Source organism: Chlamydia suis, assembly GCF_900169085.1.
In the GTDB taxonomy this organism is placed as follows: Bacteria; Chlamydiota; Chlamydiia; order Chlamydiales; family Chlamydiaceae; genus Chlamydia; species Chlamydia suis.
The window spans coordinates 49,789-63,468 of the sequence record NZ_LT821323.1; the positions used below are offsets into that span (position 1 = coordinate 49,789).

Consider the following 13,680-nt stretch of genomic DNA (forward strand, 5'->3'; position numbering starts at 1 on the left):
AGACAAGACTGCATAGCATGTTTGCTAAAAAGCCCACTCTTTCCTATAGTCCTTTTTTTCATCTCGGAATAATGTAGAGATGAGAGCTGAGTCGTTTTGCTTTTCTGACTTTCTCTTCCAAGGAAATTGTTTGGTCAGACCGCCAGCTTGAGACGGAAATGTGCAAAACGCGTTCTGACGGTGCTTAATTTTGACTCAATCGATTCAACAAAGAGGTTATTGTGGTGTTACTCTATTCTCAGGCGAGTTGGGATAAACGATCAAAAGCAGAGGCCCTTGTTCTTCCTTTTTGGATGAAGGGCGTTAAGGCTCAGGAGGCTGCGGTTGTTGACGAGGACTATAAACTTGTCTATCAAACTGCGTTACAAAATTTTTCTGGGAAGAAAGGAGAAACCGTTTTTCTTTTTGGAAATGATAAAACCAAAGAGCAGAAAATTGTTCTTTTAGGATTAGGAAAGAGCGAAGAGGTTTCCGGGGCTTCCATTTTGGATGCCTATGCCCAGGTTACTACCGTATTGCGAAAAGCTAAGTGTAAAACAGTAAATATTTTGCTGCCCACAATTTCTCAGTTGCGTTTTCCCGTAGAAGAGTTTTTGACTAATTTAGCTGCAGGAGTCCTCTCTCTTAACTATAACTATCCGACCTACCATAAAGTAGATGTCTCTTTACCTCTCTTGGAAAAAGTCACTGTAGTAGGCATTGTTCCTAAAGTAGGAGATAAAATCTTTAGAAGAGAAGAGCGTTTATTTGAAGGAGTGTATTTAACTCGAGACTTAGTGAATACCAATGCTGATGAGGTAACTCCAGAGAAACTTGCGGCTGTTGCCAAAGGATTGGCGGGAGAGTTTGCTAGTTTGGACGTCAAGATTCTCGATAGGAAAGCCATATTAAAAGAGAAAATGGGGTTGTTGGCGGCTGTTGCCAAAGGAGCAGCTGTTGAGCCGCGGTTTATTGTCTTAGATTATCAGGGCAAACCTAAATCGAAAGATAGAACCGTACTCATTGGTAAGGGAGTGACATTTGACTCTGGGGGATTAGATTTGAAGCCTGGCAAGGCAATGATTACTATGAAGGAAGACATGGCAGGAGCTGCCACTGTCCTGGGTATTTTTTCTGCGTTGGCTTCTTTAGAACTTCCCATTAATGTAACGGGAATTATCCCTGCTACCGAAAATGCTATTGGATCTGCGGCTTATAAGATGGGGGATGTGTATACCGGAATGTCTGGTCTCTCTGTAGAGATTGGCAGTACAGACGCTGAGGGGAGACTGATTCTAGCGGATGCCATTTCCTATGCTTTGAAGTATTGTAATCCTACGCGGATCATTGATTTTGCTACCTTGACAGGGGCTATGGTGGTTTCTTTGGGAGAGTCTGTAACAGGATTCTTTGCGAATAATGATGTTTTAGCTAGGGATCTGGCGGAGGCTTCCGCGGAGACTGGAGAAGCTCTTTGGAGAATGCCTCTGGTCGACAAGTATGATCAAGCCTTGCACTCGGATATTGCAGATATGAAAAACATAGGAAGCAACCGGGCAGGATCCATTACCGCGGCTTTGTTTTTACAACGTTTTCTCGAGAATAGTCCTGTAGCATGGGCTCATTTGGATATTGCAGGTACTGCTTATCATGAAAAAGAGGAGCTTCCTTATCCGAAATATGCAACAGGATTTGGCGTGCGTTGTTTAATTTATTATATGGAAAAGTTTTTGTCTAAATAGTTGTTGTTTAGATTCGTTAAAAACAAATTGTTCGGGTTAGTTTTTAATAAAAAGTTAAAAACTAACCTTTTTTATTAAAGTTTTTCATTCTTCCTGTCGATAGATCAAATAAGTAGTAGTTACCTGTCTAATTAGGGGAATGAACATGTTGGGAGTACAAAAGAAACGCAGCACAAGAAAGACGGCTGCAAAAAAGACTATAGTACGCAAGCCTGCCGCTAAGAAGACGGCTGCTAAAAAAGCTCCCGTAAGAAAAGTTGCAGCCAAGAAGACTGTAGCTCGTAAAACAGAGGCTAAGAAAACGGTAGCAGCTCGTAAGCCTGTAGCTAAGAAAGCAACGGCTGCTAAAAAAGCTCCCGTAAGAAAAGTTGCAGCCAAGAAGACTGTAGCTCGTAAAACAGAGGCTAAGAAAACGGTAGCAGCTCGTAAGCCTGTAGCTAAAAGAACTTCCTCAACAAAAAAAGCTGCTGTCGCGGCAAAAGCTGGAGTTTGTATGAAAAAACATAAACACACTGCAGCTTGCGGACGTGTAGCTGCTTCTGGTGCAAAAATTTGTGCGTCAGCTGCTAAAAGAAAAACTCATCACAACCGTACGCGTACAGCTCATAGTTGGCGTCAGCAATTAATGAAGCTTGTTGCTAGATAGTTATCGCTATCAGGTTTTCTTTTGAAAGTAGCCGGGAAAAAAATCTTTTTTCCCGGTTTTTTTTTATTTATTGGCTGAGTTGAAATGTCTTATGGAGATAGAATCTCGAAGAAAAGGATTTTTTCCTGCGAGTTAAGTGTGTACGATTGCTTATGGAAAGCGGCCAGAAGAGTGTCTATGTAAAGTCTGTGAAAGACTTTGTTCAACGTCTTGAAGACCAGCGTTTTGGAATTGTGGTGGTGGGCTCCTCAGTGTTTGAGGATAAGGACATTTTTTTAGAGCTCTATGTCTCTGAAAAGAAGCGTTTGCTTGATGGGCAGCGTTTAACACAACAAGAGCTTTTGTCTTGGACCGATAACTTTGGTTTGTTTGCTTCTAAAGAAACGATTGGCATTTATCAAGCAGAGAAGATGAGCCCTTCGCTACAGGAGTTTATTGTAAATTACTCGCAGCGGCCCAACCCACAGCTTACTTTGTTTCTTTTTATCAATAAAGCTGAGTTCTTCTCCTCTTTTTCCCCTAAGCTTTCACAGGCCCTGTGTCTGTCCCTTTTTGGTGAGTATTTTGCTGAACGAGACTCTCGTATAGCGCAGGTATTAGTTAAACGCGCCGAGGAGGCACAGCTTTCTTGTTCTTTAGGAGTTGCTAAGCTTTTTGTAAGTAAGTTTCCTCAGGCAGGAGTTTTTGAGATGTTTAGCGAGTTCCAAAAATTGCTTTGCCAAATTGGGGACAAAGAGTGTTTAGAAGCGGCAGATGTTCAATCTTTTATAGAAAAAAAAGAAGCCGTTTCCTTATGGAAGCTCCGGGATGCTCTGCTTCGTAAAGAGCATACAACAGCGCAAAGTTTGATACAGGCTTTGGTAGTTGATTTGGGAGAGGATCCTTTAGCTATTCTCAATTTTTTGCGTAATCAGTATCTATCTGGGCTGCGAGCAATAGCAGGGCAGTCGAAAGACCGCAAGATGCAGATTTTTTTGGCGGCAGGAGAGACGACTCTTTTAAATGGTCTGAATGTATTTTTTCACGTGGAAAGTTTGATTAAGAATAACTGGCAAGATGCTCTGCTTTCTTTAGAAACAATGGTAGGTAGATTGTAGATTTAATTAAAAATTTTCGCTGTGTATTTTTTCGCGGGTATTCTTTAGAATAGATTCTCTTTTGATTATTTAGAATAACTTTTATTTATGACGCTCTATCTTCTTCCCAATACTTTAGGTAGTAAAAGAGTAGAGGACCTTCCTGCTTCTGTAGGAGATATTGTCCGGAATGCTATCCAGGGATTAATAGTGGAAAGCGTGCGTGGTGGTCGGTTATTTTTAAGCTTGTGTAAGCTTGAGGAGCCACATAAGTTTCCTCTTGCCGTAATGAGTAAAAGTGATACTTCTGTTAAGGCTTGTGATTTTTACTTAGAGCCCATCATAAAAAAACAGGAGTCTTGGGGAGTTATTTCTGATGCAGGCTTGCCCTGCATTGCGGATCCTGGTGCAAAGCTTGTGCGGAGAGCTCGGTCGTTAGGGATTACGATTCGAGCTGTGTCTGGGCCTTGTTCAATTACACAAGCGTTAATGCTTTCCGGACTACCTGGACAAAATTTCACGTTCCACGGCTATCTCCCTCAGAATCCTAAAGAGAGGGCTCGTTATGTACGCGGATGCTCAGGAAAGGCGCATACACATATTTGTATAGAGACGCCTTATCGTAATCAGTACACATTTGAAGCTTTGTTGGATCAGCTTCCCGGCCATGGGGAGCTTTGTGTTGCTGTGGATTTGATGGGAGAGCAGGAATATGTTTCTACGCGAAGCGTGGCCTCCTGGAACCAGGCGGCAGATAGAGAAGAGGTTTGTGAGCGCTTGAAAAAAGTTCCGGCTATTTTTCTATTTATTACTTCTTTTTAGTTGCGCTTTTTGTTTTGTTTGTTAATTAAATTTTTTCTAATTAAAAGAAATTTAGAATTTAATTAATTAAAAGGCGAAGCGTGAACAAAAAAATTAGAATTCATAAAAAAACTGCTGCCGTCCCGCCAACCCAACCCCAAGCTCCCGTTATCAAAATGTTGCTGGAATGTGAACCGTCACAGCCTGGCGCAACTCCTGGTGCTGGCGTAACTCCTGGTGTTGATGACATGGTCACCACAGTCCATGTCAATCTGAATGCCAAGAACCAGCAGGTGCGACAGGTAGCTGAAGGGAAAGACGATCAGGATGTGATTGTGCTGTCGCAACTCGATGGTTATTTGCAAAAAGGTTCCAAATCGATAGCTGGATTGTTCCTTCCGACTTCTGGAGGAATGATGGTGGGAGATATCAATATGGGAACCACCCCGGGGGGAAATGGGGGAAATACTATCAAAGGTCTTCCTTCCTCCTGGGGAGGGGCTGGTTATCTCGGGAATGATTACGCGGCATCGACCGGGATAGTCAAGGATGTGCTGGGGGATTATGGCGATCGTATAAAAAGTTTGATTGATAAAATCACTAAGTATGCAGGAAGTGCGGAGGGTAGCTTGGAGCTGCTGCTTAAAGATTTGGGTAGCCCTAAAGAGAACTCTCAGCCTGGTGGGCAAACTTCTTCTGTAACACTTCAGACACCAAAAGATGCTAAATGGCTTTTGTTAAGCGCTGAGAACGCGATGACAGGAACCTTGCGCCTTGAGCAAAAACAGGGAGCTTTGCCTACAGATCCCGAGCCCACAATAAAAAATCTAAAATCTGGAGAGGTAGGGGTTGTAGGAACGGCCACGCCCAAAGAAAAATTGCAAAAAATTATTACAGTCTCAGACCTTAAAACCATACTGAAGGATTTACAAAATAGCACTTCCTCAGGAAGCTCTTCGGGATCAGGAGCGGGAGCAGGAGCTGGGGCAGGAACAGGGACAACAAAAGCTACTTTTCCAGAGTGGACAGGACAAGAAGTGCCTTACTTGATTGATAATACGGGTGCAGGGAGTGCACAAAATCCTGTTAAATCTACCAATGCCGACAATTACATCACAAAGGGGAATGGTACCTATTCTTTGTTGAGACGAGGGATCTATCTTGTAACATTTGCTTACGAGTTTTCTCCAACACAAAATGAAGCGGTTACTTGTACAGGGACCCTCACAGCAAAACCAAAAACAACAACAGCAACACCTGGAGGAACTGGATCACAGACAGCAGCTCCTGTGACAGTGTTCTCTATCAAAGGCTCTTCGGATGGGCAGACTGTTACGGGGAGTTCGTACATTTTAGTTCCAGGAGAACAAGCATCTTCAGAGTATACGCTAGCAATGGCATTAACTAGTGGCGATACTGGAGCAAATCCTGCTACTGCTTCTAAGAGTTATGTGGCGATTTCTTATATGGGAGCTGGATATTAATTCCCAGAAGTTAAGGGAGGTTCTCTCCCTTAACTTTTCTTCTTTTCATTTAAAAACCAATTAAGGCTGTGCTGGAGGTTGTGTAGAAGACGCTGTCTTTTCGATTTCTCCAGGTGTTAATACTAAAGACCAAGCGAAAGATTTTAAGGTAATTCCTACAGGTGTTGGATCGGGCTGTGTTGGATCGGGTGTCGTCGTCGGGTTCCCGGAAGCGGGAGGGGTTGTCGTCGTCGAGTTCCCGGAAGCGGGAGGGGTTGTCGTCGTCGAGTTCCCGGAAGTGGGAGCGGCTGTTGCGCCTCCATTTCCCTGATTGTTTAGGCTATCGTTGTAGCCTTTATTGGGGTTGACGTACTTCAGTTTTAATATAGAGCCTACGGCCTGCACAGGGATCTGTAGGGTACAAGATTGTCCCGAGGATAGCGTAAATTTTTTTGTAATAGTGTCGGGGACTGTTGTTGTTGGTGTAGAGGGGGGCGTTGTAGTGGTGCCTGGGGCTGGTGGGGCGGTAACAGTCAGCTCTAAAGAAATTGGGTCTTGAGTTGGGGTTGGAGTTGTAGGTTGAATTGGAGGTTGGGGTGATCCGGATCCTGGGGTAGAGTTTGTGGATAGGGTCGGATGCTCCCAGGAGCCTTGCATAGAAAAGGTCAGGAGTCCTGTTTTTTGAACAACCATTGCGGATCGGGAACTGTCTGAAAAGGAAAAGAATTCCTCCCATAAAGGGGATGTTTCTGAAAACGTCGTATTTGGTGTAACGGGATCTGGATCTGGTGTTGTTGCTCCAGAAGATGTGGCTGCATATTTTTGGATGGAGGTAGTTACTCTAGTAGATGGGGATGGTGAATTATTCGAGGGGTTGGTTGTAGAAGACGTCCCTGCATTTGGTTGAGAAGGATCTGGAGCAGGATTCTCGACTACGGGATTGGGATCTTGTAGCCAGTCAAAGTATTCTGAAACAACATGGGAGAGCTTTGTGTCATTGTTTTTTAGAAAGGCCATTTGAGGAGAGGTGATTTTTGCTTGTACGAACTCCACATTGATAGCGCTTTTGGTATCTTGATTTGTTGGGGTCCCGAGATCGGATACGGTATTTTGGCTCATATCGATATTTCCGTATACCGTTCCTCCGCTTGTTTTCAAAAATTCAGCCGTCGTGTTGTCGGCTTCGGGATCATCCGTAATACCTAACAGTTGGTTTAACGTTGCTACCTGCGTATCGATATCCGATAACTTGGTTACGGCGTTTGTAATTTTGTTATTCGTTTTGATGGCGTCGGCCTGCTCATTTACGTAGTTGATAGTGATCGCGGAGTGATCCACGGGATTTTGTTGACCATTTTTGTACATAGCAAGGTTTGTAATATTGTTTCCCTGCATATCAATGCTTCCTGTCATCGTTCCCCCGGTCGTAGCTAAAAAACCTGGGTTAGTATCAGTTTCCTTTGTGTAATTATCTTTTAGATATTTAAGCGTGACTGCATCAGAAGGATCCGTAGGGGCTGCGGATTGGGTAATCTTTTTGGCATTTTTGATGATTCCAGGAGTGGATTCAATACCAGTCTCGCTAACGTTCAACAAGACCTTGGTAACCACTCTGCTATTGTTCCAAAGGGAGGAAGAAGTGTTGTTTTTTTTATAGCTCATGATTTTAGTTTTGTAATCTTTATTTTCTGAATTTTTCATGTTGTTTTTATTTAAAACAGATTTTGATTTAAGGGCTCAGCCTTTAAATCAAAACCTTTCTTAAGGAGCTGGAGCTGGGGCTGGAGCTGGAGCCGGTGATGGTGGTGTTGGAGTTGGTGGTGGTGTTACAGGAGTAACATCTGTCGGAAACAGCGCAGCTTCCCAGGACCAGGAAGATAGGGCTGTTTGAGCAGGTGTGCTCCCGCCTCCACCGCTTCCAGATTGGGTGTTGGTTTCAATTTTCACTTTGGAAGGTGTTGTAATGGGAAGTTGTAACATTACAGACTCTCCGGAATGAAGTTTCAGAGGGAGTGTCAGCGTGGCTGCCGTTGTTGTTGAACTTCCAGAGGAACCCGATCCGCTTGATGTAGGGTCTGGTGTAACAGTTAGACTTATAGGGAAAGTATCTGGAGTTTGTGCAGTTCCACTGCCTCCTCCTGAATTAGTAGCATTCCAGGTGCCCCTTACAGATAAGACAAGGAGTCCTGGGGTTTTGATTTCGAGGTTCTCTTGTGTGGCTTGCAGGCATTGATCGGCAAGAGAGCTTTTAAAATCGGGTTCTGTAGTCTGGGACCCACTGGGTGCGCTGATCCAAGGAATGTGTCCGCTGTTAAGTGCAATCGAGCTAGAGCTAGAGTTAGAGCTAGAAGTGGGGAGCGTATTAGAGACAAAGGCTCGTTTAGGTTGCTTCAGTTGTTTATTAAGGTACTCAACATTTGCGGCGTGATTCTCTTCTCCGTTATCTGCAGGAGTTTTGATATTAGAGATCTGAGCGTTGGTCATTTTCAGATCTCCTTTGAGAGTATTGTCGGATTGCGTTAGCACAAACAGAGAACTTTTAATAATGGAGGGAAGATTTTCATAGGATGGCGCGTCTGGATCTGTAGGTCCAGTAGAGGGCGTTGTTGTATTTGCTCCGGTATTCGAAATAGTCGTAGGATCTGGGGCATCAGGATTTTGCGTGATCTCAATTCCCAGGGTTTTATGGGCTAAGTCAATTTTCTCTTCTACTTTTGTGGCAGACGTAATTGCTGTGTCTAGATCTTTGTTGCTAGTGATTTCTTTGACGATGTTTTGCACATATTTTACTGTGGCAGCTTCGGAGTAAAAAGCTTGCCAGGCGGCATTGTAATCATCGATTTTCTTTTGATACGCAGCTAATTTTGTGTTGTACGCCGCGATCTCTTGGTCTTGTTCAGCAGCTGGTTTGTCTTTAAAACCGGCGTCTTCGCGAGGATCCGTGGGTTTTTCTGAGTCTTGTGGTAGTTGGATATTTGGGGCTTCAGGTTGTTTCAAATTAAAGATAGAGTGCGTTCCCATATTAATGTTTCCGGTCATACTTCCTCCTTGAACAGGAAGGTATCCGGGATTAGGATCGTTTTTAGATAGATAGTGCGTTTGGAGATATTGTAAAGGAACCACATCAGTATCTCGAGTGGGAGTGGCGACCCCAGTTAATTTTGCTGGGTTAGGAAAACTGAGCTTGGTGAATGAAGCAACTTGTTGCGAGCCGACGCTCAATAGCGCATCGGCGGGAGTATTCCGTTGAAAAACTGTAGATGCAATAATTTTTTGTAATTTTTTTGTTTTTTTCATTTTTCAATTAAAAATTAACCGATTAGTTTATTAGTTTTTAATATCGATTAGTTTTTATTTTTAAAATGAAAAAGAAGAACTCATGATTTCTTCTGCTATAGAATCATGAAAAAGCCGTCCGCGTTGATTCAATGAAAATGCTTGGTTATTTACGGTAAATAGAGAGCGTATAGTTGGATTTGTTAACATTTCATCAACAAGCTCTTGGGGAAACATTCCAAAAGGAATAGGATCGCAGAGGCGAAGACGCAAGGCTAAAGCCTCCTTGATACGTTCGCTTGGAGGGAGTTCTTCCATGGACTCTGCAGTAGGCTGATGGTGATGTGCAGCTCTTAGATAATGGGAAATTCGGGAAAAATTTTTAGAACGAATTCCGTGAAGATATTGTGAGGCCGAGACTCCTAATCCTAAAAACGGCTGATCTGTCCAGTAGTAGGTATTATGTTTAGAGGCTGCGTGATTTTTTGCATAAGAGGCAAGTTCATAGCGGGCAAATCCATGACTTTCTAACAGTCTTTCAGCGGTCAGGGCCATCTCTGCTAGAGCGTCGTCATCTGCTATGGAAGGCAGAATGCGTTTACGATGCTTGTAAAAAGAGGTATGGGGGTCTACGGTAAGATTATAGACCGAGATGTGCTGGATGGGGAGAGCGATGGCCTGTTGAAGGTCAACAATAAAATCGCTAATCGATTGCGTAGGAAGCCCGTAAATTAGGTCTGCTGATAGATTAGAAAAACCATATTGAGAGCAGAGCAAGAAGGCTTCAGTTGCTTTAGAAGAAGAATGGGTGCGGCCAAGCAATCGGAGTAAAGGATCGTTAAACGTCTGCACACCGATGCTGATCCTGTTAACTGCTGTTTGGGCGAGATCTTGAATATATTTCTCAGATAGATTTTCTGGATTTGCCTCAAGAGTGATTTCTGTCGCTGTTTGAACTTCTAATGCTGTGAGGATATCTTGAATGAAGGCTGGTGGGACTAACGAGGGAGTGCCTCCTCCAAAAAATACGGTATCAACATAGTGGGAACAGCGCAGAGGAGCTAGCTTTTTTAGCCCCTCTTTGATAACCGCCTCGCAGTAAGAGCGAATAAGCTCTTCCTTGTACGGGATAGTATAAAAACTACAGTAGTGACACTTTTTCGAGCAAAAAGGAATGTGTATGTAAAGAGCTAAGGGAATCTTACCATTCATTCGCATCTGGATCCATGATGCCCCCTCTGCGCCAACGGTTGCGATCGCTAAAAGGATCTTCATCGTCTTCGCTGGAGTAATCTAGCTCGTTTCCGATGTCTTCTCTGCCCTCGTCACCTAAGTCAATCTCAATCGTATCGCTAGTATCAAGATCGACTTCTGTATCCGAAGATTCCACAAATTCTACATCTGAAACGCTAGGGCCGTCTGGGTAAATGGTTTTGGTAGGACTTCTGCGGGGAGTTACGTATTCTTTGATTTCTCCGTTTTCTTTAAGAAGTTGCAAGCGCTCTTTCTCTTCCAAGATTTTACTTTCTAAAAGGCGGATTTCCTCTTGATGTCTCTCAATTTCTTTTTTGGGAACAAGCCCGAGTTGCATCCACTGAGTAAGGTCTTGAAGCTCTGATTCTAATTTTTTTAAACGCTCACTTTTCATTCGTAAATAGTCCCGTACTATGATTGAAATAGGAAACCCCCTGAAAGCCAATGTACTTGCTTCTTACCAAGGGTAACTGCATCTTTTGCTCTGAAGGGCAAAAAGTGAGCAGGTATAAACAAATAGATCAGGAGAGATTTTGGCAAACAAAATACTCGTTCTGAAGTATTAGTGCAACTGCTAAGCCAAGCTTTGCTAGCTCTTGCAAGAAGTCAGGAGGCCAGGGTACTCGATACTCAAAAAAAAGCAAAGTTTGCTTTTTTTGAAAAATAAAAATTTTGTTATGGAGAGGCTTCTAAAAGTATCACCTTCAATAAATAGATTCGTCTTATGGACTCAGATTTTGCTAAGCACGTATATGCATCGGATATCGATTGGATAGAATCTTTATTTGAGCGGTTTGAGAAACAAGAGCCCATAGACGCTTCTTGGAAATATTTTTTTGAAGGTTATCAGGTTGGGAAGGTTGATGGTGGGTCAACAGCGGATACTAACGAGCAAGTTGTTGCGGCTCTACAAGAGAAGAAAGCGCAAAGTCTTTTGATGATATACCGTCATTACGGGTACCTGCAGGGACAAATCTCCCCAATAACTTCTGTAGAGGCATCTCCTTTAGTTACGGAGAAAGTTCGAGGGTTTGATTTACAGGAGGAGATCCCTTCTTTGGGATTACTTTCTCAGCCGTTTGTTCGTATTGCAGATTTCATTCAGGTATTAAAGGACAAATACTGTCGTAGTATTGCGGTTGAAACCCTGAACTGCTCTCCTGAAATTCAAGAGTATATTTGGCAGCTTATGGAGGGAGAGAAGACGGTTTTGACGAAAGAGGAGCTGCTATCTCGGTATCGAGAACTCAAAAGAGCTGTGGCTTTTGAAGAATTTTTGCAGGTAAAATTTACTGGCCAAAAACGCTTTTCTTTAGAAGGGGGAGAGTGTTTGATTCCTATGTTAGAGCATCTGATTGCTGTTGGGGCTCAGCAAGGAACGAATCGTTATGTGATGGGGATGCCGCATCGTGGGCGACTAAATGTTTTAGCAAACATTTTTGGTAAACCTTATCGGCAAATTTTCTTGGAGTTTGAAGATGCTCCTTTAATGAGAGGGATTCAGTCTGTTGGTGATGTGAAGTATCACAAAGGATACGTTGCTAATAGACCAAAGCAGAATGTGATGATGGCTTTATTGCCAAATCCCAGTCATTTGGAAGCGGTGGATCCCGTTGTAGAAGGCGCTGTAGCTGCGATTCAGCGTCAAGGAGAATCAGGGAAGGAACAATCCTGTTTAGCGGTTTTGATGCATGGGGATGCTGCTTTATCTGGCCAAGGAGTTGTTTACGAAACCTTCCAATTGAGCGGGATTCCTGGCTATTCGACAGAAGGAACGTTGCATATCGTAGTGAACAACCAGATAGGATTTACCGCGCAGCCTCGAGAATCTCGTTCCACTCCTTATTGCACAGACATCGCTAAGATGATGGGCATTCCTGTATTTAGGGTGAATGGTGAAGATGTTTTGGCTAGTTTACAGGCTGTGGAGTACGCTATGCGTGTTCGCGAGCGTTTCCACTGTGATGTGATTATTGACCTATGCTGCTATCGAAAATACGGGCATAATGAAAGCGATGATCCCTCCGTTACGGCGCCTTTTCTTTATGAAGAAATTAAGAAGAAAAAGCCTGTTTCTTTATTGTTTAGAGAAACCTTACTTGCTCATCCGGAGTGGATGATTTCCTCTCACGAGCTAGATCAAATTGATGAAGAAATCGCGCAAGTTTTAACCCAAGAATTTGCTTCTCTAAAAGATCTGCGTATTGACCAACTCGATGCCAAAGCTTGTATGCATTGCTCGCGTATGGCAGCAGGAGAGCTCTTAGTGGATAACGTAGATGCTTCTTTGGACAAAGATACGTTATTCGATGTGAGCGCTAAGCTTTGTGATATTCCAGAGCATTTCACGCCACATCCTAAGATCCAGTCTCTATTGAATAAGCGGATGAGCATGGCTAATGGGGATATTGGTTATGATTGGGGAATGGCAGAAGAGGTCGCGTTTGCCTCTTTATTGCAAGAGGGCTTTTCTTTACGTTTATCTGGCCAAGATTCTGTTCGAGGAACCTTTAGCCAAAGACAACTCGTTTGGACAGACACTCGAACAGGGGATACGTTCTCTCCGTTGTATCATCTTTCTTCGAGTCAGGGAAGAGTGGAATTATACAACTCTCCTTTATCTGAATATGCGGTTTTGGGGTTTGAATATGGTTATGCGCAACAAGCTGAAAAAACTTTAGTCATTTGGGAAGCGCAGTTTGGGGATTTTTCTAACGGCGCGCAGATTATTTTTGATCAGTATATTTCTTCTGGTATTCAAAAATGGGATTTGCATTCTGATGTGGTGGTTTTACTTCCTCATGGCTATGAGGGGCAGGGACCGGAGCATTCGTCCGCTCGTATCGAGCGTTACCTCCAGCTCGCTTCCGACTGGAATTTTCAGGTAGTGCTTCCCTCCACCCCTGTGCAGTATTTTCGTATTCTTAGAGAGCATACAAAACGAGACCTATCTCTTCCGCTTATTGTGTTTTCTCCTAAAATGTTGCTGAGACATCCTCAGTGTGTAAGCTCCATTGAAGAATTCGGCGTTAAAGGGGGATTTAAACCTTTTCTTGAGGAACCTAGTCCGAATTATCTTGCAAGTGTTCTAGTGTTCTGCAGCGGTAAAATTTATTACGACTACCGAGCCTCGTTACCCAAAGAGTGTGAGCATATGTTTGCATGTATTCGGGTAGAAAGTCTGTATCCGTTGTATTTGGAAGATTTATTAGCTCTAATCGGTAAGTATCCGCAAGTTAAACATTATGTGTGGTTGCAAGAAGAGCCCCAAAATATGGGGATTTTTAGTTATTTTTCTTTAGCCACTGATGAAATTTTCCCCAGTAAATTGCAGTGCGTTTGTCGTCCTAGGAGTAGTTCTACAGCAACGGGATCGGCAAGTTTGAGTCAGAAGGAATTATCCACATTAATGGAAACTTTGTTTTCTATAGGTAGAGAGTAGA

The 13,680-nt window shown here is 43.2% G+C and carries 10 protein-coding genes; 6 read left to right on the plus strand and 4 right to left on the minus strand.

The window, feature by feature from the left end; translation table 11 throughout:
- Positions 1-221: 221 nt before the first annotated feature.
- From B6E89_RS00240 to B6E89_RS04935, 5 genes are all read left to right on the plus strand, one after another.
- Positions 222-1,721 carry a leucyl aminopeptidase gene (locus B6E89_RS00240; protein ID WP_080121085.1) on the plus strand — a complete coding sequence of 500 codons (1,500 nt, stop codon included), beginning with the start codon at positions 222-224 and terminating at the stop codon, positions 1,719-1,721.
- Positions 1,722-1,866: 145 nt separating this feature from the next.
- Positions 1,867-2,367, plus strand: a complete 501-nt coding sequence (hctB, locus tag B6E89_RS00245; protein WP_080132806.1) for a histone H1-like DNA-binding protein Hc2 — start codon at positions 1,867-1,869, stop codon at positions 2,365-2,367.
- A 152-nt stretch (positions 2,368-2,519) separates the two neighbouring features.
- Positions 2,520-3,464: a DNA polymerase III subunit delta gene (locus B6E89_RS00250; protein WP_080132807.1), complete on the plus strand. Its 945-nt coding sequence runs from the start codon at positions 2,520-2,522 to the stop codon at positions 3,462-3,464.
- Positions 3,465-3,551: 87 nt separating this feature from the next.
- Positions 3,552-4,265 (plus strand): SAM-dependent methyltransferase, encoded by a 714-nt coding sequence (locus B6E89_RS00255; RefSeq protein WP_080129269.1) that lies wholly within the window; start codon positions 3,552-3,554, stop codon positions 4,263-4,265.
- An 80-nt stretch (positions 4,266-4,345) separates the two neighbouring features.
- On the plus strand, positions 4,346-5,728 hold the full coding sequence (locus B6E89_RS04935; RefSeq protein ID WP_080132808.1) for a hypothetical protein: 1,383 nt from the start codon (positions 4,346-4,348) through the stop codon (positions 5,726-5,728).
- A 60-nt stretch (positions 5,729-5,788) separates the two neighbouring features.
- On the opposite strand, the gene B6E89_RS00265 is transcribed toward B6E89_RS04935, so the two are convergent.
- The 4 genes from B6E89_RS00265 to B6E89_RS00280 form a co-directional block, all read right to left on the minus strand.
- Positions 5,789-7,369 (minus strand): hypothetical protein, encoded by a 1,581-nt coding sequence (locus tag B6E89_RS00265; protein WP_080133247.1) that lies wholly within the window; start codon positions 7,367-7,369, stop codon positions 5,789-5,791.
- Between the two features lie 99 nt (positions 7,370-7,468).
- Positions 7,469-9,004, minus strand: a complete 1,536-nt coding sequence (locus B6E89_RS00270) for a hypothetical protein (RefSeq protein WP_080132809.1) — start codon at positions 9,002-9,004, stop codon at positions 7,469-7,471.
- A 60-nt stretch (positions 9,005-9,064) separates the two neighbouring features.
- Positions 9,065-10,195: a radical SAM family heme chaperone HemW gene (hemW, locus tag B6E89_RS00275; protein ID WP_080123472.1), complete on the minus strand. Its 1,131-nt coding sequence runs from the start codon at positions 10,193-10,195 to the stop codon at positions 9,065-9,067.
- Positions 10,185-10,631: a hypothetical protein gene (locus tag B6E89_RS00280; RefSeq protein WP_035405544.1), complete on the minus strand. Its 447-nt coding sequence runs from the start codon at positions 10,629-10,631 to the stop codon at positions 10,185-10,187. Before B6E89_RS00280 ends, hemW begins: the two co-directional genes overlap by 11 nt.
- Positions 10,632-10,961: 330 nt before the next feature.
- Between B6E89_RS00280 and B6E89_RS00285 the strand changes: the two genes are divergently transcribed.
- On the plus strand, positions 10,962-13,679 hold the full coding sequence (locus tag B6E89_RS00285) for a 2-oxoglutarate dehydrogenase E1 component (RefSeq protein ID WP_080132810.1): 2,718 nt from the start codon (positions 10,962-10,964) through the stop codon (positions 13,677-13,679).
- Position 13,680 lies beyond the last annotated feature (1 nt).

Excerpts from the sequence above, each read along its gene's own strand:
- B6E89_RS00280 (WP_035405544.1), bottom strand. The coding sequence starts at position 10,631 with ATGAAAAGTGAGCGTTTAAAAAAATTAGAATCAGAGCTTCAAGACCTT.
- B6E89_RS00250 (WP_080132807.1), top strand. The coding sequence starts at position 2,520 with ATGGAAAGCGGCCAGAAGAGTGTCTATGTAAAGTCTGTGAAAGACTTT.
- hctB (WP_080132806.1), top strand. The coding sequence starts at position 1,867 with ATGTTGGGAGTACAAAAGAAACGCAGCACAAGAAAGACGGCTGCAAAA.
- B6E89_RS00285 (WP_080132810.1), top strand. The coding sequence starts at position 10,962 with ATGGACTCAGATTTTGCTAAGCACGTATATGCATCGGATATCGATTGG.
- B6E89_RS00265 (WP_080133247.1), bottom strand. The coding sequence starts at position 7,369 with ATGAGCTATAAAAAAAACAACACTTCTTCCTCCCTTTGGAACAATAGC.
- hemW (WP_080123472.1), bottom strand. The coding sequence starts at position 10,195 with ATGAATGGTAAGATTCCCTTAGCTCTTTACATACACATTCCTTTTTGC.
- B6E89_RS00255 (WP_080129269.1), top strand. The coding sequence starts at position 3,552 with ATGACGCTCTATCTTCTTCCCAATACTTTAGGTAGTAAAAGAGTAGAG.
- B6E89_RS00270 (WP_080132809.1), bottom strand. The coding sequence starts at position 9,004 with ATGAAAAAAACAAAAAAATTACAAAAAATTATTGCATCTACAGTTTTT.